The sequence below is a fragment of the Streptomyces sp. NPDC101110 genome (assembly GCF_044759525.1).
GTDB lineage: Bacteria > Actinomycetota > Actinomycetes > Streptomycetales > Streptomycetaceae > Streptomyces.
Genome location: NZ_JBIVZM010000016.1, coordinates 76755 through 100827, shown reverse-complemented (window position 1 = coordinate 100827; position 24073 = coordinate 76755). Strand labels below are relative to the sequence as shown.

21 protein-coding genes and 1 riboswitch are annotated in these 24073 nt (G+C 71.6%); of the genes, 6 read left to right on the top strand and 15 right to left on the bottom strand.

What is annotated here, in order from left to right; all coding sequences use genetic code 11:
• Positions 1–60: 60 nt before the first annotated feature.
• From ACIQU3_RS31395 to ACIQU3_RS31380, 4 genes are all read right to left on the bottom strand, one after another.
• A complete protein-coding gene (locus tag ACIQU3_RS31395) occupies positions 61–1035 on the bottom strand; it encodes a hypothetical protein (RefSeq protein WP_403739021.1) in 975 nt (324 codons plus the stop codon).
• Between the two features lie 13 nt (positions 1036–1048).
• Positions 1049–1345, bottom strand: coding sequence for a DUF4193 domain-containing protein (locus ACIQU3_RS31390; protein ID WP_003993510.1), 297 nt, complete (start codon positions 1343–1345; stop codon positions 1049–1051).
• Positions 1346–1751: 406 nt separating this feature from the next.
• Entirely contained in the window at positions 1752–2984 is a 1233-nt protein-coding gene (locus ACIQU3_RS31385) for a sensor histidine kinase (protein ID WP_403739018.1), read from the bottom strand.
• Between the two features lie 6 nt (positions 2985–2990).
• A complete protein-coding gene (locus ACIQU3_RS31380; protein ID WP_234846523.1) occupies positions 2991–3644 on the bottom strand; it encodes a response regulator transcription factor in 654 nt (217 codons plus the stop codon).
• 415 nt (positions 3645–4059) lie between these two features.
• On the opposite strand from ACIQU3_RS31380, the gene ACIQU3_RS31375 reads away from it, so the two are divergent.
• On the top strand, positions 4060–4233 hold the full coding sequence (locus ACIQU3_RS31375; protein ID WP_234846524.1) for a hypothetical protein: 174 nt from the start codon (positions 4060–4062) through the stop codon (positions 4231–4233).
• Positions 4234–4353: 120 nt separating this feature from the next.
• Here the strand turns inward: ACIQU3_RS31375 and ACIQU3_RS31370 are convergent, their stop codons facing one another.
• Positions 4354–5169, bottom strand: coding sequence for an inositol monophosphatase family protein (locus ACIQU3_RS31370; RefSeq protein WP_403739012.1), 816 nt, complete (start codon positions 5167–5169; stop codon positions 4354–4356).
• Positions 5170–5177: 8 nt separating this feature from the next.
• Entirely contained in the window at positions 5178–6305 is a 1128-nt protein-coding gene (locus ACIQU3_RS31365) for a ferrochelatase (RefSeq protein ID WP_403739009.1), read from the bottom strand.
• A 310-nt stretch (positions 6306–6615) separates the two neighbouring features.
• Between ACIQU3_RS31365 and ACIQU3_RS31360 the strand changes: the two genes are divergently transcribed.
• The 3 genes from ACIQU3_RS31360 (at position 6616) to sepH (ending at position 11151) form a co-directional block, all read left to right on the top strand.
• Positions 6616–7857, top strand: coding sequence for an MFS transporter (locus ACIQU3_RS31360; protein ID WP_403928991.1), 1242 nt, complete (start codon positions 6616–6618; stop codon positions 7855–7857).
• Positions 7817–9136 (top strand): D-arabinono-1,4-lactone oxidase, encoded by a 1320-nt coding sequence (locus ACIQU3_RS31355; protein ID WP_403739003.1) that lies wholly within the window; start codon positions 7817–7819, stop codon positions 9134–9136. The genes ACIQU3_RS31360 and ACIQU3_RS31355 overlap by 41 nt, the downstream gene beginning before the upstream one ends.
• Positions 9137–10116: 980 nt before the next feature.
• A complete protein-coding gene (gene sepH, locus ACIQU3_RS31350) occupies positions 10117–11151 on the top strand; it encodes a septation protein SepH (RefSeq protein WP_403738997.1) in 1035 nt (344 codons plus the stop codon).
• 60 nt (positions 11152–11211) lie between these two features.
• On the opposite strand, the gene ACIQU3_RS31345 is transcribed toward sepH, so the two are convergent.
• Entirely contained in the window at positions 11212–12063 is an 852-nt protein-coding gene (locus ACIQU3_RS31345; RefSeq protein ID WP_403738990.1) for a sulfurtransferase, read from the bottom strand.
• 251 nt (positions 12064–12314) lie between these two features.
• Here ACIQU3_RS31345 and ACIQU3_RS31340 point away from each other — a divergent pair, with 251 nt between their 5' ends.
• The gene (locus ACIQU3_RS31340; RefSeq protein ID WP_403928988.1) at positions 12315–13118 is read left to right on the top strand and encodes a VOC family protein; all 804 of its coding nucleotides are present in this window, start codon (positions 12315–12317) and stop codon (positions 13116–13118) included.
• A 21-nt stretch (positions 13119–13139) separates the two neighbouring features.
• Here the strand turns inward: ACIQU3_RS31340 and ACIQU3_RS31335 are convergent, their stop codons facing one another.
• From ACIQU3_RS31335 to ACIQU3_RS31320, 4 genes are all read right to left on the bottom strand, one after another.
• Entirely contained in the window at positions 13140–13790 is a 651-nt protein-coding gene (locus ACIQU3_RS31335; RefSeq protein ID WP_403928986.1) for a thymidine kinase, read from the bottom strand.
• Between the two features lie 67 nt (positions 13791–13857).
• Positions 13858–15054, bottom strand: a complete 1197-nt coding sequence (locus ACIQU3_RS31330; RefSeq protein ID WP_403738981.1) for an alkaline phosphatase family protein — start codon at positions 15052–15054, stop codon at positions 13858–13860.
• Positions 15054–15641 (bottom strand): DUF5998 family protein, encoded by a 588-nt coding sequence (locus ACIQU3_RS31325; RefSeq protein WP_170320912.1) that lies wholly within the window; start codon positions 15639–15641, stop codon positions 15054–15056. Before ACIQU3_RS31325 ends, ACIQU3_RS31330 begins: the two co-directional genes overlap by 1 nt.
• 51 nt (positions 15642–15692) lie before the next feature.
• Complete coding sequence (locus tag ACIQU3_RS31320) at positions 15693–18527, bottom strand: GNAT family N-acetyltransferase (RefSeq protein WP_403928983.1); 2835 nt, start codon at positions 18525–18527, stop codon at positions 15693–15695.
• A gap of 179 nt (positions 18528–18706) precedes the next feature.
• On the opposite strand from ACIQU3_RS31320, the gene ACIQU3_RS31315 reads away from it, so the two are divergent.
• On the top strand, positions 18707–18988 hold the full coding sequence (locus ACIQU3_RS31315) for an HPr family phosphocarrier protein (protein WP_003993478.1): 282 nt from the start codon (positions 18707–18709) through the stop codon (positions 18986–18988).
• Positions 18989–19176: 188 nt separating this feature from the next.
• Here the strand turns inward: ACIQU3_RS31315 and ACIQU3_RS31310 are convergent, their stop codons facing one another.
• From ACIQU3_RS31310 to ACIQU3_RS31295, 4 genes are all read right to left on the bottom strand, one after another.
• On the bottom strand, positions 19177–19872 hold the full coding sequence (locus tag ACIQU3_RS31310) for a GntR family transcriptional regulator (protein WP_403738974.1): 696 nt from the start codon (positions 19870–19872) through the stop codon (positions 19177–19179).
• A gap of 234 nt (positions 19873–20106) precedes the next feature.
• On the bottom strand, positions 20107–20895 hold the full coding sequence (locus ACIQU3_RS31305; protein ID WP_403738971.1) for a M23 family metallopeptidase: 789 nt from the start codon (positions 20893–20895) through the stop codon (positions 20107–20109).
• A 13-nt stretch (positions 20896–20908) separates the two neighbouring features.
• Positions 20909–21072, bottom strand: a riboswitch (cyclic di-AMP (ydaO/yuaA leader).
• Positions 21073–21264: 192 nt separating this feature from the next.
• Complete coding sequence (locus tag ACIQU3_RS31300) at positions 21265–22653, bottom strand: M16 family metallopeptidase (RefSeq protein ID WP_403928980.1); 1389 nt, start codon at positions 22651–22653, stop codon at positions 21265–21267.
• Positions 22650–23993, bottom strand: coding sequence for a M16 family metallopeptidase (locus ACIQU3_RS31295; RefSeq protein ID WP_403739233.1), 1344 nt, complete (start codon positions 23991–23993; stop codon positions 22650–22652). Before ACIQU3_RS31295 ends, ACIQU3_RS31300 begins: the two co-directional genes overlap by 4 nt.
• Positions 23994–24073: the final 80 nt, after the last annotated feature.

The following is a 24073-nucleotide window of genomic DNA, read 5'->3' as shown; positions in this document are numbered from 1 at the left end:
AGCGTCTCGGCGCTGTCGCCGCGTCCGGCGTCTCGGCTCGGCATCGCCGCACCCGCCGTCTCAGCGCCCGCCGCCGCGTCTTCCGTCGTGTCCGCCGTCGTCGCGTCGGCGGCCCTCGTGGCGGCCCAGGGGGTCGTGTGTGATCTCGCCCATCTCCAGGGCGTCCGCCGGACGTTCCAGCGTCGGGAGCGCGTCCAGGGCCTCCCAGGGCACCTGGATCTTGCGCAGGTCCCGGCGGATCCGCCCGGCGAGCTTTCTCGTCTCGCCGCGGTTCATGGCCGCGCCCACCGCGGCACCCACCATGAAGGGCATCAGGTTCGGCATGTTGCGGACCGTGCGCTTCATGATCCGCTGCCGCAGTTCGCGCTTCATGCGGCTGTTCAGCGCCGTACTGAGGGTCGACGGCTTGGTCGCGTCGATCCCTCGCTCCCCCGACCAGGAGTCGAGGTACGCGGTGCTGCGCTGCTTGAGGTTGCCCGGCGGCCGTACGCCGTAGACCTCGTGGAGCTCGGCGATCAGCTTCAGCTCGATCGCGGCGACGCCGGTGACCTCGGCGGCCAGTTCCGTCGGCATCGCCGGGGGCACGGGGAGCATCGCGGCCGCGCCGATGCCGGCTCCGACCGTCGCCGTCGCCTTGGCGGCGCCCGCCACCAGCCTGTCCGCAAGCTCTTCGGGGCCGAGGCCCGGGAACTGCCTGCGCAGGGTCGCCAGGTCCCGTACGGGGACGCGCGGAGCCAGCTCGATGATCCGGTCGGCGAGATAGGCGAGTCCGGCGCGGGCCCGGTCGCCGCCCTTGCGGGCGCCTTCCCTGGCACGATCCCGGATCGTCCCCGCCCGCCGTCTCGCGACGGGTGCGGGGACGTCCACGGCCGCCGGGAGGTCACCCCGGTCCGCTGCCGGTTCGAGCGAGGCCGTCTCCTGACCGGTTGAGCCTCGCTCGTCGTCACGCGCGTGGTGCTGCGGGCCGTCGATCGGCCCTTCGTCCGCTTTTCGCTTGGAGAAGCGGCGCTTCCAGGGAGGGGTCGAGCCAGTCACGGCCGACCCGTCCTCAGTCGCAGTCGCGGCAGATCGGCTGACCGTTCTTCTCGCGGGCCAGCTGGCTGCGGTGGTGCACCAGGAAGCAGCTCATGCATGTGAACTCGTCCTGCTGCTTCGGGAGCACCCGGACGGCCAGCTCCTCGTTCGAGAGGTCGGCTCCGGGCAGCTCCAGGCCTTCGGCGGCCTCGAACTCGTCGACGTCCACGGCGGAAGCCGACTTGTCGTTCCTCCGGGCCTTCAGCTCTTCGAGGCTGTCCGAGTCGACGTCGTCGTCGGTCTTGCGTGGAGTGTCGTAATCGGTGGCCATGGTCGCTCTCCCCCTCTGGGTGTCTGCGGTGTCTCCAGCGCACGTAACGCGTGAGAGGCCGGACTTGTGCCCGACCTGAGGCGGAGATTTTGCCTCACATCAAGGTCTGTTACTCAATCGACACCCAACCGGACTCCTGACGAGTGATCGGCTTGGATGGCGATGGGGACCGTACACGGTCCGAATGCTGCACGCCAAAGGCGTCTCACCGTGTACTTCCCGTGATCAAGACCCCCGAAAACCGGGATTTTCCCGGCTTTACGACAGCGTGCATGATCACGGAGAGTAGATGGCCGGAAAGGCGTCCCTGTGATCGATCACACACGGCGCACGCGCGGCGAAGCATAAGAAATTCCGCGCAAAGCGAACATCCCCGAGTGTCGCCGAGTTGATCGGCGACATGATCTCAGATCGGCAGCGTGACGCGCATGACGAGTCCACCTCCCTCACGCGGCTGGGCATAGATGTGCCCGCCGTGCGCCCGGGCCACCGACCGGACGATGGAGAGCCCGAGCCCCACGCCCTTGTCGCTGCCCGTCCGCTCCGTGCGCAGCCGCCGGAACGGCTCGAAGAGGTTGTCGATCTCGTAGGCCGGTACAACGGGGCCCGTATTGGAGACCACCAGGACCGCCTGGCCGTGCTGGACGTCGGTCGTGACCTCGACCCAGCCGCCCTCCGCCACGTTGTAGCGCACGGCGTTCTGCACGAGGTTGAGTGCGATTCGCTCCAGCAGCACGCCGTTGCCCTGCACGACCGCGGGTTTCTGCTCACCTCGGATCGTGACGCCCTTGCTCTCGGCCTCGCCGTGCACCTGGTCGATGGCCTGCGAGGCGACCTCGGCGAGGTCCACGGGGCCCCGCTCGACGATCTGGTTGTCGCTGCGGGCGAGCAGCAGCAGGCCCTCGACGAGCTGCTCGCTGCGCTCGTTGGTGGCCAGCAGCGTCTTGCCGAGCTGCTGCAGCTCCATGGGGGCGTTCGGGTCGGACAGGTGCACCTCGAGGAGCGTGCGGTTGATCGCCAGTGGCGTCCGCAGCTCGTGCGAGGCGTTGCCGACGAAGCGCTGCTGGGCCGTGAAGGCGCGCTGCAGCCGCTCCAGCATGTCGTCGAAGGTGTCCGCCAGCTCCTTGAGCTCGTCGTCCGGGCCGTCCAGCTCGATCCGGCGGGACAGGTCGGAGCCCGCCACCGCCCGGGCGGTACGGGTTATCCGGCCCAGCGGCGACAGGACGCGGCCGGCCATTGCGTAGCCGAAGGCGAAGGCGATGACCGCCAGACCCAGCAGTGCCAGCAGCGAGCGGCTGAGCAGGTCGTCCAGGGCGTGCCGGCGCTGCTCGTTGACGCAGGCGTTCATCGCGTCGTTGAACTCGCTCGGCGATGCCTGGTCGGGCAGGTTGCAGATGTCGCTGGTGACCTTGCCCTCGACGATCTTGAAGGGCAGGTCGCTGCCCACGTGCAGTGCCTGCGCGGCCAGCAGGTAGATGATCGACAGCAGCAGGATGCCGGCGATCAGGAACATGCCGCCGTAGAGCAGCGTGAGCCTTATGCGGATGGTCGGGCGCAGCCACGGGAAGGGCGGCACGGGCCTTCTGGGGTCCCAGGTGGGCTTGGGGGGCGCCTGCGGGGGCGCGGGGGTCGCTGCCACGGGGGATCAGATCCGGTAGCCCGAGCCGGGGACGGTGACGATGACAGGGGGCTCGCCCAGCTTGCGGCGCAGGGTCATGACGGTCACGCGCACGACGTTCGTGAACGGGTCGGTGTTCTCGTCCCAGGCCTTCTCCAGGAGCTGCTCCGCGGAGACGACGGCGCCCTCGCTGCGCATCAGCACCTCAAGGACCGCGAACTCCTTGGGGGCGAGCTGCACCTCGTGGCCGTCACGGAAGACCTCGCGCCGGTTGGGGTCCAGCTTGATCCCGGCGCGCTCCAGGACCGGCGGCAGGGGCACGCTGGTGCGCCGGCCGAGGGCGCGCACCCGCGCGATGAGCTCACTGAACGCGAACGGCTTGGGCAGGTAGTCGTCGGCGCCGATCTCCAGTCCTTCGACCCGGTCGCTCACGTCACCGGAGGCCGTCAGCATCAGCACGCGCGTGGGCATGCCCAGTTCGACGATCTTGCGGCAGACGTCGTCACCGTGCACGACGGGGAGGTCGCGGTCGAGGACGACCACGTCGTAGTCGTTGACTCCGATGCGCTCCAGGGCGGCCGCACCGTCGTACACGACGTCGACGGCCATGGCCTCCCGGCGCAGTCCGGTGGCCACCGCATCGGCGAGCAGTTGCTCGTCCTCGACGACGAGTACGCGCACGTTCCTGGTCCTTCCTCATGTCCACCCGCGTAGCCCTGCACTGGGCGCACGTGGGCAGGGGTCTTCGACGGTGCCTTGGTGTGTTGCCCTCCATCCTGCCCTTTTCGGCCATAAGTCGGAGGTAAGGCGGGTGAGGAGGAGGTGACCCGAGTGGGAATACGAGATTTTCTCCTCCGGTTAGGTTTCCACGGAAGGGAGCTTGGGGAGGACGGCTTTACATCCCACGATCACGCTCTGCTGGCGCCGCACCACCATGCGGTGCGCATCAATCCGCTTGCCGCAGGGTGGGCGTGGGTGTCCGGCACCGTCGCCGCCCGGCCGAGCGGCGCTGGGCATCCACATGCGGCGTGATCGTCCCTTCCGAACGGCACACCCCCGTGCCATCGACCCACGACCCAGGACGAGGGGGCGCAGCATGGACGCATTCACCGCAGGACTTCTGCAGCGCATAAGGGCGACCGAGTCCGATCTGTCCCGGGCTCGAGACGAGGGCGACGAGTTCCTCGTCGACGTGGAGCAGGGCGAGCTCGACGACCTGCACCGTCTCGCCGCCGAGCATGGTGTGCAGGTCGGCGCGACGAGCGTCTGATCAGGCCGTACGCGACGGGCCCCGGCGAATCCAGCGCCGGGGCCCGTCGCGTTGCCCCAGGGGGCCGTTCACCTGATGTTCGGTGCTTCGTCGTCGCGCGGTGCGCTCCGGGCCGCCCGCTCAGTCGTGCCAGGCTCCGAAATCCTCCAGGAGGCGCTGGAGCGGCTCGAAGACGCCGGGGGTACCCGCGACCGTCAGACCGCCCGACGGACGCTCTCCGGGGCGTCCACCGGTCAGGGCACCCGCCTCCCGGGCGATCAGGTCCCCCGCCGCGAGGTCCCACGGGTGCAGGCCGCGCTCGTAGTAGCCGTCGAGGCGCCCCGCGGCCACGTCGCACAGGTCGACCGCGGCCGAGCCGCCGCGCCGGATGTCGCGCAGCAGCGGGATCAGCCGCTGGGCCACGTCGGCCTGGTGGGCACGGACGTCGGCGACGTAGTTGAAGCCCGTCGACACCAGTGCCTGGTCCAGGGGCGGCGCGGGGCGGCAGGCCAGCCGGCGCTCACCGTCCCAGGCGCCGGTGGCCCAGGCGCCGCGGCCGCGGACCGCGTGGAACGTCTCGCCGCGCATCGGGGCCGTGACGACTCCGACGACGGTCTCGCCGTCCTGCTCGGCGGCGATGGAGACAGCCCAGGTGGGCAGCCCGTACAGGTAGTTCACGGTGCCGTCGAGAGGGTCGATCACCCAGCGGACGCCGCTCGTGCCCTCGGTGGAGGCGCCCTCCTCGCCGAGCACGCCGTCGTCCGGGCGGCGCTCGGCGATCAGGCCAGTGATCAGCTTCTCCGCCGCGATGTCCATCTCGGTGACGACGTCGATGGGGCTGGACTTCGTCGCGGCGACCGCGAGGTCGGCCGGACGGCCGTCCCTCAGCAGCGCCCCGGCGCGGTGGGCGGCTTCCTGGGCGAGGTCGAGCAGGTCCGTGTGCAGGGGGTCGGTCACGGGGCTCCTCACGCGTAGGTGCTGTCGGCGCCCGCGGCGGCGGGCCGGGGGGCGCGGGCCGGGCAGCAGCCGACCGGGCAGAGGTTGTGGCTCGCCCCCAGGGCGCCCAGGGCGCACGGGGTGACGTCCTGCCCGCGTTCGACAGCGGCCCGCTCGGTGACGAGATCACGGATCGCGGCGGCGAACCTGGGGTCGGCGCCGACGGTGGCCGAGCGCCGCATCGGCAGACCGAGTTCCCCGGCCCTGGCCTTGGCCTCCGTGTCGAGGTCGTAGAGGACCTCCATGTGGTCGGAGACGAAACCGATCGGGGCGATGACGACCGCCGGGACGCCGGCCGCGTGCCGCTCGTCGAGGTGGTCGCAGATGTCGGGCTCCAGCCACGGGATGTGCGGGGCGCCGGAGCGGGACTGGTAGACGAGCTGCCAGGGGTGGTCGACGCCGGTGCGCTCACGGACGGCGTCGGCGATCTGCTGTGCCACGTCCAGGTGCTGCTTCACGTAGGCGCCGCCGTCGCCGTGTCCTTCGACGGGGCCGGAGGTGTCGGCGGAGGCCGTCGGGATCGAGTGGGTCGAGAAGGCGAGGTGCGCCCCGTCCCGGACGTCCTCGGGGAGCTCGGCGAGGGACTGGAGCACGCCGTCGACCATGGGCTCCAGGAAGCCCGGGTGGTTGAAGTAGTGCCGCAGCTTGTCGACCTTCGGCAGCTCAAGACCCTCCGCCTCCAGGGTCGCGAGCGCGTCGGCGAGGTTCTCGCGGTACTGGCGGCAGCCCGAGTAGGAGGCGTAGGCGCTGGTGGCGAGGACCAGGATGCGGCGGCGGCCGTCGCGGACCATGTCGCGCAGGGTGTCCGTCAGATACGGCGCCCAGTTGCGGTTGCCCCAGTAGACCGGCAGGTCCAGGCCGTGGTCGGCGAAGTCCTTGCGCAGGGCGTCCAGCAGGGCGCGATTCTGGTCGTTGATCGGGCTGACCCCGCCGAACAGGAAGTAGTGCTGCCCGACTTCCTTGAGGCGTTCCTTGGGGATGCCGCGCCCACGGGTCACGTTCTCCAGGAACGGAACCACGTCGTCGGGACCTTCCGGGCCGCCGAACGAGAGCAGGAGCAGGGCGTCGTAGGGGCTGACATCACGCGCGTCTGGCATGAGTCGATCCTGCCACCCTGCACCGACAGCCGGAAAACGACGGGTGACACCGGCGCGGCCGACGCGCGCGGGGGCGATGCGCGGCCGGGCCGGGCGGGCGGACGTTGGGGTGCTCCCACGCGAGGACCGGAGCGGGACGTGTCGAGACGAGCCTTCACGAGGCTGGCGGGGCGTGTCGGGGAGTTCGGCGCGGGGCTGGACGGGCACGGCGGGCGATTCCGCGGGGGGGGCGGGCGGGTGCATGGTGAGCGTTCCGCGCCGTAAGCTGTGTCGACTGCGTTCGCAGCTTACGAGCTTCCCGGAGACCCCGTTGCCCAGCCCCTACCGCGCCCTGTTCGCAGCCCCCGGCTCCAAGGGCTTCTCCGCTGCGGGCTTCCTCGGCCGGATGCCGCTGTCGATGATGGGCATCGGCGTCGTCACCATGATCTCGCAGCTCACCGGCCGGTACGGGCTGGCCGGTGGCCTGTCGGCGACCATCGCGCTGGCCGCCGCGGCGGCCGGGCCCCAGGTCTCCCGCCTGGTGGACCAGTACGGGCAGCGGCGGGTGCTGCGCCCGGCCACCCTGATCTCACTGACGGCCGCGGCGGTCCTGCTGTTCGCCGCGCACTACGGGTGGCCGGACTGGGTGCTGTTCGTGGCCTGCGCGGGCATCGGCTGCGTGCCGAGCGTCGGCGCGATGATCCGGGCCCGCTGGGCGGCGCTGTACCGGGGCACGCCGCAACTGCACACGGCGTACTCGTTCGAGTCCGTGGTGGACGAGGTGTGCTTCGTCTTCGGGCCGATCATCTCCATCGGCCTTTCCACCGCCTGGTTCCCGGAGGCCGGCCCGCTGCTCGCCGCGTGCTTCCTGGCCGCCGGCGTGTTCTGGCTGACCGCGCAGCGCGCCTCCGAACCCGAGCCGCACCCCCGGCAGCGCAAGGGTGGCGGCGGCACCGCGATGCGGGCACCGGGGCTCCAGGTCCTGGTGGCCACCTTCGTCGCCACGGGGGCGATCTTCGGAGCCGTCGACGTGGTCACCGTGGCCTTCGCCGAAGAGGAGGGTCACAAGGCCGCAGCGAGCCTCGTCCTCGCCCTGTATGCGGCGGGTTCCTGTGTGGCGGGCATGATCTTCGGGCTGCTGCACTTCGCCGGGGCGCCGGAACGACGGTGGCTGCTGGGCGTATGCGCAATGGCCGTGAGTATGATCCCCCTCCTACTGGTCGGAAACTTGCCGTTTCTGGCCGTGGCGCTGTTCGTTGCGGGTCTGTCCATCGCGCCGACGATGATCACGACCATGTCCCTCATCGAAGAGCACGTACCACGCGCGCAGCTCACCGAGGGCATGACCTGGGTGAGCACCGGGCTCGCGGTGGGAGTCGCACTGGGCTCCGCCGCGGCCGGCTGGGTGATCGACGCGGCCGGGGCGCGTGCGGGGTACGGGGTTCCGGCGGTGGCCGGGGCCGTCGCGGTCGCGGTGGGTTTCCTCGGGTTCCGCCGGCTCAAGCGACCGGCACCGGGTCGGGGAGGCTCCGTTGAGCAGCACAGCGAACGGAAAGAACGGCACGTGGCGTAACTGGGGCGGCAACGTCTCGGCACGTCCCGCGCGGGAGGTCACCCCTGCCTCCGTCGACGAGCTGGCCGCCGCCGTGCGGCGGGCCGCCGAGGACGGACTGAAGGTGAAGGCGGTCGGCGCGGGGCATTCCTTCACGTCCATAGCCGCGACGGACGGTGTGTTGATCCGTCCTCAACTGTTGACCGGCATCCGCAGCATTGATCGCGAGAACATGACGGTCACGGTGGAGGCAGGCACCCCGCTCAAGAGGCTCAATGTGGCCCTGGCACGTGAGGGCCTGTCGCTCACCAACATGGGCGACATCATGGAGCAGACGGTCTCCGGAGCCACCAGCACCGGCACCCACGGCACGGGCCGCGACTCCGGCTCGATCGCCGCCCAGATCAAGGGCCTGGAGCTGGTCACCGCCGACGGATCGGTTCTCACGTGCTCCGAGAAGGAGAACCCGGAGGTCTTCGCCGCCGCCCGCATCGGCCTCGGCGCCCTGGGGCTCGTCACCGCGATCACCTTCGCGGTCGAGCCGGTCTTCCTGCTCACGGCCCGCGAGGAACCGATGCCGTTGGACCGCGTCCTTGCGGACTTCGAGGAGCTCTGGGCCGAGAACGAGCACTTCGAGTTCTACTGGTTCCCGCACACCGGCAACACCAACACCAAGCGCAACAACCGCAGCGCGGGCCCGGAGAAGCCCGTGCCGCAGCTCAAGAGCTGGATCGAGGACGAGCTCCTCTCCAACGGGGCGTTCCAGGTGGCCAACTGGGTCGGCCGCGCGGTGCCCGCCACGATTCCCGCGATCGCCCAGATCTCCAGCAAGGCCCTGTCCGCACGGACTTACACGGACATCCCGTACAAGGTCTACACGTCACCGCGCCGGGTGCGCTTCGTGGAGATGGAGTACGCCGTTCCGCGCGCGGCCGTCGTCGAGACGCTGCGTGAGCTGGCGGCGATGGTCGACCGCTCCGGTCTCAGGGTCAGCTTTCCGGTCGAGGTACGCACAGCCCCCGCCGACGACATCACCCTGTCCACCGCCTCCGGCCGGGACAGCGCGTACATCGCCGTCCACATGTTCCGGGGCACCCCCTACCAGCGGTACTTCACGTCCGCCGAGCGCATCTTCACCGCCCACGAAGGCCGTCCGCACTGGGGCAAGATCCACACCCGGGACGCCGAGTACTTCTCCCGGGTGTATCCGCGCTTCGGCGAGTTCACGGCGCTGCGGGATCGTCTGGACCCTGATCGGCGGTTCCAGAACGACTACTTGCGGAGGGTTCTGGGGGCGTAGGGCGCACTTCGGGTGGCGCTCCCGGTCTCCTCACTCCCCCTTGGCACTCGGGGAGGCGGCCGGCCCGGGCCCCGTCCCGTCGCTCTCCCGAGTGAGGGCGACGGTCCCGCTCTGCTGCGCGCCGCACGGACCGGCCGTGGGGGCCTCCTGGACGCGGGAGTTGCAGAGTGCGACTCGATGCCGGCTCGCAAGGCGGTGATTCCGGCCATCGTCAGGCGAAGACGACGAGCGCCGCGAGCGGCGCTCGGCCCGCGCGGTAGACAGCGCCGCTGAACCCACCGGGTCGCGGAGGGGTTTGACCGACCGGCTCGATCACCGGCGGTGCGTCCACCGGCGCCACACGGCGAATCCGCTCGCCGGTGGCTTGAAGAAGCGCTGGAAGAGGTTGCCGCCCCAGGTGGCGTCCACAGCGACGGCGCCGCCCGCGACTGGGGCACGTTCGGGTCGATCCGCTGGGACTTCTCCGCCCCCGTATCGCCCGACTCCTCTACGCCGTCGGACCTTTCACGCTCGCCCGGACCTTGCCGGCCTTTCCGTACAGGGTCGTTCAACTGCACAAGAAGGGGACGTGCGCGCGAAACGCTTAGTTCCGATTCTGGTGATTATGTGAAGTCCCCCACGTTCAAGATCGAGAGATGGGGGCAGGGGAGGCCAAGTCCCACCCCTTGCCAGAAGTTGGGCGGCGTGCCAATCCACGCACGTGGCCCGAATGGAGTACTGTTGCGAGCCCTGGGTCCGGTATCCCATCAGGGTGTACAGGGCCTTTAGGACCGCCGGGAGGGGGCTAGTTGCACAGGGTGACAGAGTTCGTCACTTAACGTTGCGAATAGGTTACCGTGCCATAACGGCGATCCAGGGCCCGCGCCCGACACGCCGGGCAACTCGGCAAGGTTGTGGCAGGCTGCACCCGGGCAGGCCACACTCGACTAGCGGAAGCAGCGACGCACGTGACGTCGGCAGGCACCACCCGGGAGGTCCCCATGCCCGAACTGCGTGTCGTGGCCGTCTCGAATGACGGCACACGGCTGGTGCTGAAGGCTGCCGACTCTACGGAGTACACGCTTCCGATCGACGAACGCCTGCGCGCCGCCGTGCGCGGCGACCGTCCCCGTCTCGGCCAGATCGAGATCGAGGTCGAAAGCCACCTCCGCCCCCGCGACATCCAGGCGCGTATACGTGCCGGCGCGACCGCGGAAGAGGTCGCGCAGATGGCCGGCATCCCCGTCGACCGGGTGCGCCGCTTCGAGGGCCCCGTGCTCGCCGAGCGCGCCTTCATGGCCGAGCGGGCCCGCAAGACACCCGTCCGCCGCCCCGGAGAGAACTCCGGCCCGCCCCTGGGCGAGGCCGTGCAGGAGCGGCTGCTGCTGCGCGGCGTCGACAAGGACTCCGTGCAGTGGGACTCATGGCGCCGCGACGACGGCACATGGGAAGTTCTGCTGGTCTACCGCGTTGCCGGCGAACCGCACTCGGCGAGCTGGACGTACGACCCGCCCCGGCGGCTCGTCCAGGCCGTCGACGACGAGGCGCGCTCCCTGATCGGCGAGTCCGACGACCTGTCCGCGCCCGAGCCGAGCTTCCCGTTCGTGCCCAGGATCGCCCGGCTGCCGCGCGACAGACCGCTCGACCGCCCCGAGCGCGAGCGGCCCAGCCTGCCCGCGCAGGCATCCGAGCCCATCGAGGAGACCACGAGCGAGCGCGACTCGCTGACGAGCCTGCTCGAGGCGGTTCCGAGCTTCCGCGGTGACCTGGTCGTTCCGGAACTCCCCCCGGCGGAGCCCGAGGAGGAGCCCGTCGTCGCCGAGGTCGAGGAAGAGGAGCCCCCGGCTCCCGCCGCCTCGGCCGGTTCCGCCTACGCGGACGTCCTCATGCCGCGCAGCGTGGGCAGCCACCGCGACCGGCTGATCGGCGCCACCGACCGCCAGGCCGAGGCGGACGGCGTGCGCCCCGGGCGCAGGGCGGCCGTCCCGAGCTGGGACGAGATCGTGTTCGGGACCCGGCGCAAGAAGCAGGAGTAGCGAGTCGACCGGTGAGCAACGGGGCCGCGCCGTCCGGGCACGGCCCCTCGTCGTGTCAGGTCACTGCGGGTCCGGACCGACAGCGACCGGACGGTCCGGGTCCGAGCACCACTCCGACCACGACCCCACGTACAGCTCGGCCGGAATGCCGGCAGCCGCCAGGGCCAGGACCTGGTGTGCGGCGGAGACCCCCGAACCGCAGTACACGCCGACCCGCGACCCCTCGGTCACGCCAAGGCCCTTGAACCGCTCGCGCAGTTCCCCGGCGGGCAGGAAACGCCCGTCGGCGCCCACGTTCTCCGTGGTGGGTGCCGACACCGCGCCCGGAATGTGCCCGGCCACGGGGTCGATCGGCTCCACCTCACCCCGGTACCGCTCCCCCGCCCGCGCGTCCAGCAGCACCCCGGAGCGGGCCAGCGCCGCGGCGGCATCCGCGTCCAGCAGCCCCGTCACCCCCGGCTCGGGCACGAAGTCGCCCTCTTCCACCGTCGGCACGGACTGCTCCAACGGCCCCTCCCAGGACGGCAACCCGCCGTCGAGGACTCGCACCTCCGGGTGACCCGTCCAGCGCAGCAGCCACCAAGCCCGGGCCGCCGCCCAGCCCTGGCCGCCGTCGTAGACGACCACCGGTGTTCCGGCCGAGACGCCGGCCCGGCGCATCGCGGCACCGAAGCGGGCGAGGTCCGGCAGGGGATGCCGGCCGCCTTCGCCAGGCGCTGAGGCCAACTCCCGGTCCAGGTCGACGTAGACGGCCCCGGGCAGGTGCCCTGCCTCGTACGCGGCGCGGCCGTCGAACGGCGGCTCACCGGCCGCCTTGGCCGCGGTGAGCTGCCAGCGGACGTCGAGCAGGACCGGCGGGCGGGATCCCGCGAGGTCCTGCGCGAGATCGGATGCGCTGATGATGGCGTTCATGGTCCCCATCCTCGCGCACGGGGGTGGCCGAGCCGCCCTCGTCCGGCTACTCTGCTCGGCCGGAGCGCGGCGATCACTCGGCGTACGGGAACAAGCACATGCTGTACAGCTGAACGACAACCGCCGACAAGCGCGCCGCGAGGGACAGGTGCCCGCACATCGGGCATTCTCCCGGACATGGGACACCCCACAGGGCCGCCCCACCAGGCTGCGGAGAGCACGGCCACCGCGAGGCCGAGAAGAGAGTGACGATGACCGACGCACGGGAGTCCGCCGGGCCGAACGGCGACACACCCGCTCGGCACGTGCCCGGCGCACCCTGCTGGGTGAGTCTGATGGTGCACGGCCCGGACGCGACCGAGGAGTTCTACGGAGCGCTGTTCGGCTGGGAGTTCCGGCCGGGCCCCCAGCAGCTCGGCCCGTATGTGCGCGCCCTCCTGGACGAGCGCGAGGTGGCCGGCATCGGACGGCTTCCCCCGGACCGCCACCTGCCCATCGCCTGGACGCCCTACTTCGCCTCGGAGAACGCCGATCTGACGGCCGAGACGGTGCGCAGCCGCGGCGGCACGATCGGGGTGGGCCCGCTCGACGCCGCCGACGCCGGCCGTCTGGCCATCGGCTCCGACCCCTCGGGCGCGGTGTTCGGCATCTGGCAGGCCGCCACGCACCTCGGCACCGCCGTCGCGGGAGTACCCGGAACCCCCGCCTGGAACGAGCTGCTGACCTTCGAGTCGGCCGGTGTCGCCAAGTTCTACCGCACGGTGTTCGGCTACGAGGAGGAACCGGTGGTCTCCGCCGACATCGACTACGTGTCCCTGCACCTCGACGGCGAGCCCGTCGCCAGCATCCGCGGTCTGGGACACGCCCTGCCTCGCGACCGGGGACCGCACTGGGTCACGTACTTCCAGGTGGCCGACGCGGACGACGCCTCGGAGCACCTCGTCCGCCTGGGCGGGCAGGTCCTCGAGCCGGTGCACGACACCGCCCACGGGCGGGTGGTGAAGGTGGCCGACCCCGAAGGGGCGCGGTTCGCGCTGCTGCAACGGCCGAGCTGACGTACGGCGAGCCGGCCGGGGTCAGGCGGACGTCACCGGCAGCACGTCCGGTGACAGGGCCGCCGCGCGGGACGTCGCCGCGGTCATCCGGCGGCGGTGGTGGCGCCGGCACAGGACCTCGTAGCCGACCTCGTCGGCGGAGTGGGTGACGTCACCGACGACCACCTGAGCGCCCTCGACGACCATCACCCCGCCTATCGTGCGGGCGTTGTGCGTGGCACGGGCTCCGCACCAGCACAGGGCCTCGACCTGGAGGACCTCGACCCGGTCGGCCAGTTCCACCAGCCGCTGCGAGCCGGGGAACAGCTTGGAGCGGAAGTCGGTCGTGATGCCGAAGGCATAGACGTCGAGGCCCAGGTCGTCCACCACGCGCGCGAGTTGGTCGATCTGCTCCGGCGCGAGGAACTGCGCCTCGTCGGCGATGACGTAGTCGGCGCGGCCGCCTTGCGAGAGGTGGTCGACCAGGTGGCCGTAGAGGTCCTGCCCGTCCCCCACCTCCACCGCGTCCGTCACCAGGCCGAGGCGGGAGGACAGCTTGCCCTCACCGGCGCGGTCGTCGCGCGAGTAGATCATGCCCTGCAGGCCTCGCGCCGAGCGGTTGTGCTCGATCTGGAGAGCCAGCGTCGACTTCCCGCAGTCCATCGTTCCGCAGAAGAACACCAGCTCGGGCATGTGGAGTTGAGCACCTTTCGGCGTGGGAGGTCGGGGCGGGGCCGAGGCGGGCTCGGGTGGGGCTGTCTCAGGAGCGTACTTCGAGCAGGGGAACCAACTGCTCGGCGGGGGTCATCGAACCGTGGTTGCCGACCATCGCCGACTCCTTCGGCTCCCGCTCGGAGGCGATGAGCAGGACGTCGTCCCGGGCGGCCGCGACCACGTCGCCGATCCTGCCGTACACCCGTTCGTCGATCCGCGGGCCGAACCAGCCCGCGGCGATGGCCTCGTCGCGTGAGGCCACCCAGAACTGCTCGCCGAGCACCTCACGCCAGCAGGTCAGGACGTCGTTCGCCGCACCCGGCACCGCGTAGACGTGCCGGGCGCGGCCCTCGCCGCCCAGCAGGGCGACACCCGCGCTCAGCTCCCAGTCCTCGTCGAAGTCGATGCGGTGCTGCTCGTCGAAGGGCACGTCGATCATGCCGTGGTCGGCGGTGACGTAGAGCGCGCTGCGCGGCGGCAGTTGCTCGGCCAGGCGCTGGACGAGGCGGTCGGCGTACATGAGCTGGCCGCGCCAGGTGTCGGAGTCGACGCCGTAGCGGTGGCCGGCGCCGTCGACCTCGGCGAAGTAGGTGTACACCAGGGAGCGGTCGCCCGCGGCCAGTTGCTCGGCCGCCAGGTCCACGCGGTCCTCGCCGGACAGCCGGCCGAGGAAGGTTCCTCCACTGAGCGCGACCTTGGTCAGCGGGGTGTTCTCGAAGGTCGGGGACGAGACCTGCGCGGCGTGCACCCCGGCCGCGTGCGCCAGCTGGAAGACCGTGGGGTACGGCTGCCAGGGGCCGGGTGGGGTCCAGGGCTGCCAGCGCAGCTGGTTCATCAGCTCGCCGGTGTCGGGGTTGCGGACGGTGTAGCCGGGCAGACCGTGGGCGCCCGGGGGCAGACCGGTCCCGACGGAGGCGAGGGAGGTCGCCGTGGTCGCCGGGTAGCCGGCGGTGAGCGGACGTCCGGTGCCACCGCGGGAGGTGGCGAGCAGGGACGTCATGAAGGGGGCGTCCTCGGGGTGCGCCCGGAGCTGCTCCCAGCCGAGACCGTCGATCAGGAACACGCAGTTCCGGTCGGCGGGGGCCAGCTCGGTGATCGTGGCGCTCATGTCCGGAACGCCCAGGCCGGCGGCCAGGGTGGGCAGGAGGTCGGCCAGCGATCCGCTGCCGTACTCGGGGACGGGTGCGGAGGCGACGGTGAGCGGTTCGGGATGCTGGTCCCACGCCGTATGGGGCTGCGCCATCAGCGGGTCGTGTCCGCGGTCGCCTCGGAAAGGGCCTGCGCGAAGGCGAGGGCCTCCCGCACGGTCTCCGGTCCGTCCCCGGCCTCACTGACGCGCAGGCTGAGGTCGTCCGCCGTCGAGTTGCCGGTGTAGCCGTGATCCGCCTCGCAGTTGGGGTCGCCGCAGGCGGCCGGCTCCAGGTCGATACGGGAGACGGCACCCCAGCCGATGGTCAGGACGACTTCGCGGGGCAGCGTCCCCGGCTTGTACGACTCGGGGTTGGCGACCACCCGGCTGACCACGACCGACGAGATGCGGCCGATCTTCACGGACTCGGTCGACGTGGTGGCGTACGGCGTCGGGGAGGTGCTGTCGGCGGCCTGTTCGTCGGTGTGGCTGACGATGAAGCGGGTGTCCGTGAGGACGAGCACCGTCACGTGCCGCCGCACCTCGTTCTGGTCGAACGTGGTCTCCTGGTGGACCAGGTACGACCGCATGGGCTCGCCGCCCACGGCGGCCTCCACCGCCTCGGCCACGAGGGCCGGGTAGTAGCCGCTGCGCTCGATCGCCGCCCGCAGCCCCTGGGTCGTCGTACTGGTCTTGGCCATGACGCCCATCCTACGGGGGACCACTGACTGCGAGGGACAGGTCGCCTGCTGTCAGTACGCCGGGAGCGTCCGCGGGCCGAGGTCGTCGCGGGCGGGAGGGGGTGCGAGGCGCACCGAGGCGCCGAGGACGCTCAGACCGTGCGAGGCGACGACGACGGGCTCCAGGGTGACCGCGACGACCTCGGGGTGGTCGTCGACCAGCCGGGACACCCGCAGCAGCAGCTCCTCGAGGGCCCGCGTGTCGGCCGGTGCGGAACCGCGCCAGCCGAACAGCAGCGGGGCGGTGCGGATCGAGCGCACCAGCGAGGTCGCCTCCCGGTCGGTGACCGGGATCAGCCGGTGCGCCGTGTCACCGAGCAGCTGCGAGGCGGCCCCGGCCAGCCCGAAGGAGAGCACCGCTCCGGCCGCGGGGTCGATGACGGCCCGTACGACGACGTCCACGCCCCGTGGTGCCATCCGCTGCACCACCGGCCGCAGCTCCTCGGGCGCACCGAACAGCTCGGTCAACTCGGCGTAGGAGCGGCGCAGTTGGTCCTCGTCCGCGAGATCGAGACGGACGCCGCCCAGGTCGGCCCGGTGCCTCAGGTGCGGGGCGGTGGCCTTGAGGGCGACGGGATAGCCGAGGCTGCGGGCGGCTTCCGAGGCGGCGTCGGGGGTCGGGGCGGGCAGGGCGCGGTGGACCTGAACCCCGTAGTGGCCGAGGAGGTCGCAGGTCTCGTCCGTGCCGAGGGTGAGTCCCTGCCCGCGCGCGAGCAGGCCTTCGATCAGGGCCGCGGCACCCTTCTCGTCGATGTCGTCGTACTCGGGCACCTTGCCGGGTTCGGCAGCGTCGCGCCGCCACTGTGCGTAGGCGACGGCCTGGCCGAGTGCCCGGACGGCGCGCTCGGCGGCGGGGTAGGCGGGGATGAGGTGGGTGTCCTCGGCGGCCTCGGCGTCGACCGGGGCATCCGGGGCCGGGATGCGTCGTCCCGTGTGTGCCGGGCGGGGGACGTCATCGGCCTCCGCTGCGGCCTGCGGTGCGGTGCTGGCCGCCGCCGACAGGGCTTCCGCGAGGCCGCCGAGCTCCACGTGGACCACCAGGACCGGCTTGGCCGGAGCCGCAGCCGATGCCGAGCGCAGGGCCTGCGCGAGGGCCGCGTCGCCGACCGAGCCCTCCCCCACCGCCGGTATGGCGGTGACGACGACGGCGTCGCACCGGTCGTCGGCCAGCGCGTGGGACAGGGCCGCGTGGAAGTCGGCCGCGGAGGCCGCCGTCGTCAGGTCCTGCGGGGGGTGCGGCCTGAGGCCCTCGGCCAGGCACGCGTCGTACGTCAGCAGACCGAGGGACTCGGAGTTGCCGAGGATCGCCACCCTGGGCCCGGCGGGCAGGGGCTGGCGGGCGAGGAGCAGACCCGCGTCGACCAGCTCGGTGATGGTGTCGACGCGGATGACGCCGGCCTGCCGCAGCAGCGCCGACACGGTCGCGTGCGGGAGCCGGGTCGCCCGGACGGCGTGCCCCTGGGGAGCGGCGCCGTGCCGCGCGCCCTGGACGACGACCAGGGGCTTGGCGGCGGCCGTCCGGCGGGCGAGACGGGCGAACTTGCGGGGGTTGCCGATGGACTCCAGGTACATGAGGACGACGTCGGTGTCGGGGTCCTCGTACCAGTACTGCAGGACATCGTTGCCGGAGACGTCGGCTCGGTTGCCGGAGGAGACGAAGGTGGAGACGCCGGTGACGCCCGTGACGCCGCCGCCGCGCCGGTGCAGCCGGGACAGCAGGGCGATGCCGATGGCGCCGGACTGGGCGAACAGACCGATCCGGCCGGGGCGCGGCACCTCGGGGGCGAGGGAGGCGTTGAGGCGTACCTGCGGGGAGGTGTTGATGATGCCGAAGGCGTTCGGGCCGATGATCCGCATGCCGTACGTGCGCGCGTGCCGGACCAGGGCGCGCTGGCGTTCGCGTCCTTCGGGGCCGCTCTCGGCGTACCCGGCGGAGACCACGACCAGCCCCTGCACGCCGTGTTCGCCGCACTCGGTGACGACCTCGGGGACGTGCTCGGCGGGGACGGCGACGACCGCGAGGTCGACCGGGCCGTCGATGTCCCGCACCGAACGGTGGGCGGGCACGCCGTCGAGCTCCTTGTGCCCGTCGGGGAGGGCTTTGTTGACCGCGTACAGGCGGCCGGTGTACCCGGCGTCCCGGATGTTCCCGAGGACGCTGCGGCCCACGCCGCCGGGTGTGCGGCCGGCGCCGATGACGGCGACCGAGCCGGGGGCCAGCAGCCGCTGCACGGAGCGCGCCTCGGCGCGGTGTTCGCGTGCGTACTGCACGGCGAGGGAGCGGTCGGTGGGTTCGAGGTCGAACTCCAGGCGGACGACGCCGTCCTCGAAGCTGCGCTTCTGGGTGTAGCCGGCGTCCGTGAACACCTTGATCATCTTGTTGTTGGCGGGCAGCACCTCGGCGGCGAAGCGGCGGATGCCGCGCTCGCGGGCGACGGCTCCGATGTGTTCGAGCAGGGCGGAGGCGACTCCGCGGCCCTGGTGGGCGTCCTGCACGAGGAAGGCGACCTCGGCCTCGTCGGCGGGTGCCGACGCGGGCGTTCCGTCCGCGCCGATCCGGTCGTAGCGTACGGTGGCGATGAACTCGCCGCCGACCGTGGCCGCGAGTCCCACCCGGTCCACAAAGTCGTGGTGCGTGAAGCGGTGGACGTCCTTGGCGGACAGGCGCGGGTACGGCGCGAAGAAACGGTAGTACTTCGACTCGTCGGAGACCTGCTCATAGAAGCTGACCAGGCGATCGGCGTCATCAACGGTGATGGGCCGGATGCGTGCGGTGCCTCCGTCGCGCAGCACCACGTCGGCTTCCCAGTGGGCGGGATACGCGTGCCGGTCCGGCGAGGTCTGCATGGGCCCCAGAGTACGGCTAGCGCCTGACAACGGCGCGAGGCAGTCTGTGGAGGGCGTCAGTCGGGTCGAGGCCGCGATCCGACGGCACCTCCGGAGTGGAACGAGAGGACCACTCCGGGTGGGCTTCACGATATGGGAAACTGGTCTAGACAACCCTGAACACCGAAGGGCAGCAACACATGGCTGAGCGCCGCGTCAACGTCGGCTGGGCCGAGGGCCTCCACGCCCGCCCCGCTTCCATCTTCGTCCGAGCCGCCACGGCCGCAGGCGTCCCGGTGACGATCGCCAAGGCTGACGGCAACCCCGTCAACGCGGCCTCGATGCTGGCCGTCCTGGGCCTCGGCGCCCAGGGAGGCGAGGAGATCGTCCTCGCCTCCGACGCCGAGGGCGCGGACGCCGCCCTCGACCGGCTGGCGAAGCTGGTCTCCGAGGGTCTCGAGGAACTGCCCGAGACCGTCTGATTTCCCCGGCGCCCCGTCCGGCGCACAGTGAAGGGCTCGTCCGAATTCACCGGACGAGCCCTTCACCATTACCGGTCGGCAGCGAGAAGTATTTACCGATTCCGGGCAGCAGAAACAAAACCCTCGGGAACCCCGAGAAAACCCGAGGAACTCCGAGAATTACCCTGTCTTTGTATACGGCTGCCGTGTTAATGCCGCAGGCTCGCCGTGTTTACGGCATGTTGCGAGTTCCTCACACGGTCGGCGCGCTCCCCGGCGGAGCCGATACGCAGGCGGTGCGCCCCGGTCGCGCGCTCGGCGTGCAGCGCCGTGACCGCCCGCGCGCGCTCGCCGTCGCCGCGCGCCACCGCGTCCACGATCGCGCCGTGCTCCGTCCAGGACTCCACCGGGCTGAGCGGCGCCTCCACGGTGTACATCCACGTGATCTTGTGGCGGAGCTGGGTGAGCATCGAGGTCAGGGCGGGGCTGCCGGAGGCCTGGGCGAGCGTCTCGTGGAACCACACGCCCAGGGAGCGCAGGTCCTCGCCGGTGCCGCGACGGGCCCGGTCCTGGCCCAGCCGGACCAGGCCGCGCAGGACCTTCAGATGCGCCTCGGTGCGGCGCTGGGCGGCTCGGGCCGCACCGAGCGGCTCCAGGAGCATGCGCATCTCCAGCAGGTCGGCCGCCTCCTGCTCGGTGGGTTCGGCCACGCACGCTCCTGCGTGCCTGCGGGTCACGACGAAGCCCTCGGCCTCCAGTGTGCGCAGCGCCTCCCGGACGGGCACCCGCGAGACGCCGTAGCGGCGCGCGAGGAGTTCCTCGGTGAGCCGGCTGCCGCGCGCGTGGACCCCCGCGACGATGTCGTCCCGGATGGCGGTGCACACCGAGTGCGCGGGAATACGCATGACCGACCTCCGCTTAATCCCCGTGAAACGCCGGCGAGCGGCGCGTGTTCCGTGACTCTATTGCAATGAGCCGGAATTTCCGACGGCAAGCGGGAATCCATGGATATTTTTTGGACAGCGGACATCCAAGGAGCCGTCCCGGGGGCCTTCAGAGGGAGCCGTCCGGGGGCCGCGAACGCCGAAAGCCCCGGCTCGGGGAGCCGGGGCCTTCGGGAACAGCGTCGCGGTGGCCGGTCAGAGGCTGACGCCGTGCGAACGGAGGTAGGCGACCGGGTCGATGTCGGAGCCGTACTCGGGGCTCGTACGGGCCTCGAAGTGCAGGTGCGGGCCGGTGACGTTGCCGGTCGCGCCGGACAGGCCGATCTGCTGGCCGGGGGTCACCTTCTGGCCGACCGAGACGCCGATGGACGACAGGTGACCGTACTGGGTGTACGTGCCGTCGTTCATCTTGATCACGATGTTGTTCCCGTAGGAGCCGCCCCAGCCGGCCTCGACGACCTCGCCCATGCCGACCGCGTGGACGGAGGTGCCGCTGGCGGCGTGGAAGTCCACGCCGGTGTGGCTGCCGGAGGACCACAGCCCGCTGCTGGCCTTGTAGGCGGTGGAGACGTACGAGCCGGAGATCGGGGACACGAAGGTGTTGAGGCGCTTGCGCTCGGCCTCGCGAGCGGCGCGCTCCTTGGCCGCACGGGCCTTCTCGGCCGCGTCCTTCGCCTTCTCGGCCACCTCGGCGGCCCGCTTGCGGGCGGCCTCCTCGGCCTTCTGCTTGGCGGCGGCCTCGTCGGCGGCCTGCTGCTGCGCGACGGCCTGGGCGTCGATCTGCTGGGCCACGGTGTCGCCCATGGTGACGACCGGGGTGAGACCCGTCTGCTCGGCGCTGGGCTCGGCGGCGAAGGCCGCGGGGGCCGCCACGGTGCCGATCACGCCCGTGGTGGCGAGGGCCGCGACGCCCGCCGCGCGGGCGGTGCCGCGCTGGATCCTGCTGGGACGACGGTGCTTCCCGGTGGCGCGAGTGAACGCCATGTGGTGGCTGATCCTTTCCTTCCTTCTCGCCTACCGGGTTAGCTGACGGGTTCGGAGCAGGAAGGTCTCCTACGGACTCCCTCGCGGCACGCGCGGGCGTCCGATTCACCCCAGGGACTGCGGTGGGTCCCCGGCTCCCCTGGCTCGCGCCGTACGGGGACTCGGCGATGACTGTCCGGTGCCGCGGGCGCGGCGCACTGCCTGACGAACAGCCCGGACGACGCTAAGCGGCGCCACTTTCAATTCCCAAACGGATCCCGGCTTTTGTAGCGCATCCCACAGGGCAGACAGGCAACTCCCATCCCAATTCGGGCATAAAGGGGCCCTGGTGTCTTGGAAGACAACCAGGGCCCCTGCACGCGCGTGCGGCTACTCGGCGGTGACGACGGTGACTTCGCCGATGCCGAGGGCCTCCACAGGCGCCTTGATCTGCGCCGCGTCACCGACGAGGACGGTCACCAGACGGTCCACCGGGAAGGCGCTGACGGCCGCCGCGGTGGCCTCCACGGTGCCGGTGGCGCCGAGCTGCCGGTACAGCGTGGCCTGGTAGTCGTCCGGCAGGTGCTGCTCGACCTGGTCGGCCAGCGTGCTCGCGACGGCCGCCGCCGTCTCGTACTTCAGCGGCGCCACGCCGACCAGGTTCTGCACGGCGACGTCCCGCTCGGCGTCGGTCAGGCCCTCCGCCGCCAGGGTGCGCAGCACCGTCCAGAGGTCCTCCAGGGCGGGGCCGGTGTTGGGCGTGTCGACGGAACCGCTGATGGCGAGCATCGCGGCACCGGTGCCGTCCGGAGCGGACCTGAGGACCTGGCCGAACGCCCGGACGCCGTAGGTGTAGCCCTTCTCCTCGCGCAGGACGCGGTCCAGGCGCGACGTGAGGGTGCCGCCCAGGCAGTACGTGCCGAGCACCTGCGCGGGCCAGACGCGGTCGTGCCGGTCCGGACCGATCCGGCCGATCAGCAGCTGCGTCTGGACGGCGCCGGGGCGGTCCACGATGACGACCCGGCCGGTGTCGTCGGCGGTCACCGGCGGCACGGGACGCGGCTCGGCCGGGGAGCCCGTCCAGGCGCCCAGCGTGTCCGCGAGCAGGGCGTCGAGGTCGATGCCGGTGAGGTCGCCGACGACCACCGCGGTGGCGGTGGCGGGGCGGACGTGCTTCTCGTAGAAAGCCCGTACGGCCGCGGAGTCGATCGTGGCGACGGTCTCCTCGGTGCCCTGTCGCGGCCGCGACATGCGGGAGTCCGCCGGGAAGAGCTCCTTGGAGAGTTCCTTCGCGCCACGCCGGGAGGGGTTGGCCAGCTCGTGCGGGATCTCGTCGAGGCGGTTGTTCACCAGCCGCTCGACCTCGCTGTCGGCGAACGCGGGCGCCCGCAGGGCGTCGGCGATCAGCCCCATTCCCTTGGCGAGCCGGGAGGCCGGCACCTCCAGGCTGAGCCGGACGCCGGGGTGGTCGGCGTGCGCGTCGAGGGTGGCGCCGGCGCGCTCCAGCTCGGCCGCGAAGTCCTCGGCTGAGTGCTTGTCGGTGCCCTCGGAGAACGCCCGGGCCATGATCGTGGCCACACCGTCGAGGCCGGCGGGCTCGGCGTCCAGGGGGGCGTCGAGCAGCACCTCCACGGCGACGACCTGCTGGCCGGGTCGGTGGCAGCGCAGCACCGTCAGGCCGTTGTCGAGCGCACCGCGCTCGGGGGCGGGGAAGGCCCACGGCTTGGCGTCGCCCGCCTGCGGCCGGGGGTGGAAGTCCATCGTGGCGAGCTCGGTCACCGGGCCGCCTCCTCGTTCTCGTCCTGGTCGGCGGGGGTCTCGGGGGCGGTCGGCTCGTAGACGAGGACCGCTCGGTTGTCGGGCCGCAGGCGGGCCTTGGCGACCTCCTGGACCTCCTCCGGCGTGATCTCCAGCACGCGCTGGACGGCGGTCAGGGCGAGCTGCGGGTCGCCGAACAGCACGGCGTACCGGCACAGTTCGTCGGCGCGGCCCGCGACCGTGCCGAGCCGGTCCAGCCACTCGCGCTCCAACTGGGCCTGGGCGCGCTCCATCTCCTCGGCCGTGGGGCCCTCCTCGGCGAACCGGGCGAGCTCCTCGTCGATGGCGGTCTCGATGACCGGAACCTCCACGTCACCGGACGTCTTCACGTCCAGCCACCCCAGGGAGGGCGCCCCGGCGAGCCGCAGGAGGCCGAAGCCGGCCGCCACGGCCGTACGGTCGCGGCGCACGAGCCGGTTGTAGAGGCGGGAGGACTCGCCGCCGCCGAGAACGGTGAGGGCCAGGTCGACCGCGTCGCACGCGCGCGTGCCGTCGTGCGGCAGCCGGTAGGCGGCCATCAGGGCACGGGCCGGTACCTCCTCCTCGACGACCTCGCGCAGCTGCTCGCCGATGATCTCCGGCAGCGAGCCGTCGCGGGGGGCGGGCTTGCCGTCGTGACCGGGGATGGAGCCGAAGTACTTCTCGATCCAGGCGAGGGTCTGCTCCGGGTCGATGTCGCCGACCACGGAGAGTACGGCGTTGTTCGGCGCGTAGTAGGTGCGGAAGAAGGCGCGCGCGTCCTCCAGGGTCGCCGCGTCCAGGTCGGCCATCGAGCCGATCGGCGTGTGGTGGTACGGGTGGCCCTCCGGGTACATGAGGGCGGTCAGCTTCTCGAAGGCGGTGCCGTACGGGACGTTGTCGTAACGCTGGCGGCGCTCGTTCTTGACGACGTCGCGCTGGTTCTCCATCGACTCGTCGTCGAGCGCGGTCAGCAGCGAACCCATACGGTCGGCCTCGAGCCAGAGGGCGAGCTCCAGCTCGTGGGCGGGCATGGTCTCGAAGTAGTTGGTCCGCTCGAAGCTGGTCGTGCCGTTCAAAGAGCCGCCCGCGCCCTGGACGAACTCGAAATGACCATTGCCCTTGACCTGCGCGGAGCCCTGGAACATCAGATGCTCGAAGAGGTGAGCCAGGCCGGTACGTCCCTTGACTTCATGGCGTGAGCCGACGTCGTACCAGAGGCACACCGCCGCGACCGGGGTCAGGTGGTCCTCGGAGAGCACCACGCGCAGGCCGTTGGCCAGGCGGTGCTCGGTCGCTGTCAGGCCCCCGGAGCCTGCCTGGGCTGTGGCCGTGTGACCCATGGGCATGTACGTCCCCTCGATCGCTGAGCGGTTGTTCAGACCGCGGATTTCTGCCGGTCCTGCCACTGTATGCAAGCGCG